Source organism: Gemmata sp., assembly GCF_051859125.1.
GTDB lineage: Bacteria > Planctomycetota > Planctomycetia > Gemmatales > Gemmataceae > Gemmata.
Window position 1 is genome coordinate 1 of sequence record NZ_JBHYGG010000209.1, and the last position, 3,137, is coordinate 3,137.

At 69.5% G+C, this 3,137-nt stretch carries 3 protein-coding genes; all 3 read right to left on the bottom strand.

Annotated features, from left to right (window positions below):
* Positions 1-42 precede the first annotated feature (42 nt).
* The 3 genes from ACTIGN_RS17485 to ACTIGN_RS17495 all read right to left on the bottom strand — a co-directional run bounded on the left by ACTIGN_RS17485 (position 43) and on the right by ACTIGN_RS17495 (position 2,951).
* Entirely contained in the window at positions 43-162 is a 120-nt protein-coding gene (locus ACTIGN_RS17485) for a TIGR02996 domain-containing protein (protein WP_439626108.1), read from the bottom strand.
* Positions 163-413: 251 nt separating this feature from the next.
* Entirely contained in the window at positions 414-734 is a 321-nt protein-coding gene (locus tag ACTIGN_RS17490) for a transposase (RefSeq protein WP_439626110.1), read from the bottom strand.
* 93 nt (positions 735-827) lie between these two features.
* Positions 828-2,951, bottom strand: a complete 2,124-nt coding sequence (locus ACTIGN_RS17495; RefSeq protein WP_439626112.1) for a recombinase family protein — start codon at positions 2,949-2,951, stop codon at positions 828-830.
* Positions 2,952-3,137: the final 186 nt, after the last annotated feature.

Here is a 3,137-nt window from a genome sequence, read left to right on the forward strand (position 1 = left end):
CACCACGCTCGCACCCGCCGCATGACTGCCACAGAATCGGCATCAGTCGAGCTTAAGCAGCTTAAAGAAGCTCTCACTCAGCCAGTCGGCGTCGGCGAGGCGTAATGTGGTGTCTTCCGGTGAGGCGAGGAGAGCCCGAAACAACGCATCGCCGTCGCTCATGGTGCCTCGGAGATTCGCTAAGGTTGGGCCGGGTGACTATTGCGTGGGGCCGGCGCGCCCCACCTCGCCCCGTTCCGACGGGGAGAGGTCGCGACGAGTCCGCGAGTCGCGGGTGAGGGGGTTGGGCTCGGCGCGCTCCAAACGCCCTGCCCTTCCGCCCGCGACCTCACGTCAGATCGTGGGGCGAACCCCGAGCGCCAGCGAGGGGCTGATGCGCACCCCACGCTGGCGCTTTTTGAAGTTGCGCATTTTCACGCGACCGTGCGGTATTCGGACTGTGTGGCCTTGTCGAATTGGCGTCGGAGGCGGCGAATGCCGCCTGGGGTTCCCAGAGCGTCGGCGAGGTACTTCAGGTCCGACCGCTCCGCTTGCCGACGCACGGCGATACACATCCCGTGCGTCCGCTGGTTCCGCCAACGCTTCCGCTCCTCCTCCGACACGCCCATGTGTCTCAACCGACACGCCCGGTGCCACTCCAGGTACACGAACGCCGTCAGCGTCAGCTCCGACCAACCTTCCACCGCCTCGAACCGGCGGAACCGGAACCGGTCGAACCCCAGCGTACTCTTCAACTCCTTGAAGAACAGCTCGATGGCTCAGCCATGATGCCCTCAAAGGGAGAACTGGGGCGGCTCGGCCCACCATGAGCCGGCCGCCCAAGAAGTCTACCGCGCCGGGCGTGGCTTGGGCTTCCTCAGTTCCGCCAACCGGGCCTTGTTCTCCCACGTCCGAGGCACGCGATGCAACTCGCGCAACCGCCGGAGTTCGTCTGCACCGGCCCAGATCACATGGTTCCCCTCGGCGTCCCGCCGGACGCTCAGCCACCCGGCCCTCAGCCAGCGCCGGACCGTGTCACGACTGAGTTCCAGCCGCCGGGCCAACCCGATCGGTCGGTACTCGTCCGGGCCGAGCCCCGCCACGCTCCCGGATCGCTCGCGCCGGGCCACGTCCAGGTGTGCCGTCAGCCGTGCCACCATCTGGCCGGTGAACTGGCTCGTCCGCTTCGGTGGGCGAAATCCCTCGGCGTTCAAGCGCTCGGCGATGGTGGCCGAGGTCAATCGCCTCGCACACATCTCTCGCAGGCGGTCAACCAGTCGTGCGTAGTCCGACTGGTTGCGGTAGCGCGTCACCGGTCGAGCAATCGTGTGCGACCGGACCGTTCCCCCGACCCAGTGCAACGTCACGCTCGCGTGCTCGCTCGCCTTGTCCACCGTGACGACCAGCCGCTCGATCAGCAACCGGGCGATCCGCTGCCGATCGGCGGACGTCGTCGTTGCCGCCGACCACACCGTCGGGAGGTCCGCCGCCAACTCGCGGATCGATGACAACGCGGTGTCACTCAACTCGGCCGGCCCCGACCTCTGCCACCGCTGGAACTCGTTGTCGAGTTGCCGCTGGGCCTTGAGCGCCTCCTCCCAGCGGCGCTCGAGCTCGCGAGCGACGAGTCGGTTCTCCGGCTCGCACGCCCGGTACTGTCGGGCCGCGCGGCCGACCTCGTACCCGGCCCGTTCCCGTCTCCGGTGCCACTTGCGAGCGAGTTCGCTCCGCTCCCTCTCGACCCCGGCCACTGCGGCCAAACTGGCCTCCAGTGCGGCCGGCTCGGCCGCCGCCAGGAGCTGCTCGGCGACCAACGCGTCCAGTGCGGTCCCGTTCGAGAGGCCCTGGCACAGCGGTTCGCCGTAGTCGGCGGACCCGCGCGCGCAGGTGTAACTCGGGTGGTTCTTCGGCCCCGAGTACCGCACGACCATCCGCCGGTTGCACCGCCCGCACCGGACCAACCCGGCCAGCATGGCCGGGCCGCTCCGCGGGGCACCCGGCGTCGCCGCCGTGTTCCGGTTCGCGGTCAGGCGGGCCCGGTTCGCCTCGAACCGGGCCCAGGTGATGTACGCCGGCAACTTGTCGCGGATGAGGACCTGGCACCCCTCGGGGCGGCGGATCAACCTCCCGGTCTGGGGTCGCCCCGGCTGCTTCTTTCGAGGGTCGACCGCCCGGTGCCCGAAGCGGTACGCCCCGGCGGAGACCGGGTGGCGGAGCAGGTTCTGCAGCGTCGCCCGGTTCGGCCGTCGCCACTCCAACGTCCCCTTGTCCGGTCCGCCCGGCGCGCGGACGGGGATCCGGATCCGGTGGTGCACGAGGTAGCGAAGCAGCCCGTGCATCGTGGCCTCGCGGTCGAACCGGTCGGAGATCAACCGCACGACGGCCTGCACCTGCTCGTCCGGGTCGACCACCCACTCGCCACCGGCCGAGCGGACGTACCCGATGGGTGCGGTCGCGAACACCTCGCCGCGGCGAGCCTTGTTCAACCCGCCCTGGTGCATCCGCTGCGTGAGGATGTGAAGCTCCGCCCCGCTCATCATGCCGTGCAACCCCAGCAGGAGGCGGTCCGAGTGCTCGGTCGGGTCGAACACGCCGTCCGCGTCGGCGAGGAGCACGGGGAAGCGGGCGCGAAGTTCGAGCAGTTGGTGCCAGTCCTTGCACGAGCGGGCCAGTCGGCTCATCTCCCGTCCGATGATCAGCCCGACGCGGTCGAGCGCGACCTCGGCCAGGAGCCGTAGGAACCCCGGGCGGCCCTCGGCCGATCGACCACTCTTGCCGAGGTCGTCGTCGATGGTGGTGACGCGGTCGCGGGTCCACCCCAGTGCGACGGCTCGGTCGGCGAGTGCGTACTGCCGAGCCGTCGATTCCTGGTGCTCGAGGACCTGTTGCGGTGTCGACTGGCGGACGTAGACGGCGGCCCGACGGTCGAGGTGCCAGGGCCGGAGCTTCGGCGAGCGTGGCGCGTCACTCATGACCGACCTCCTTGCGGGCGTTGGCCGCGTGGAGTCGAGCCAGGAGTTGTCCGAGTAGGTCGCTGAGTTGCTTCTGGCGATCGGCCGAGAGGTGAGCCCACACCGGGGGCGGGTCGGTCGTTGCTGCCGGCGTCACGGGCGGGGGTAGGGCTTACGCACTATGCGTGGAGAGTCCTTGGAGTACTT

Bases quoted from the DNA above. Each gene is read 5' to 3' on its own strand.
- ACTIGN_RS17485 (WP_439626108.1), bottom strand. From the start codon at position 162: ATGAGCGACGGCGATGCGTTGTTTCGGGCTCTCCTCGCCTCACCGGAA.
- ACTIGN_RS17495 (WP_439626112.1), bottom strand. From the start codon at position 2,951: ATGAGTGACGCGCCACGCTCGCCGAAGCTCCGGCCCTGGCACCTCGAC.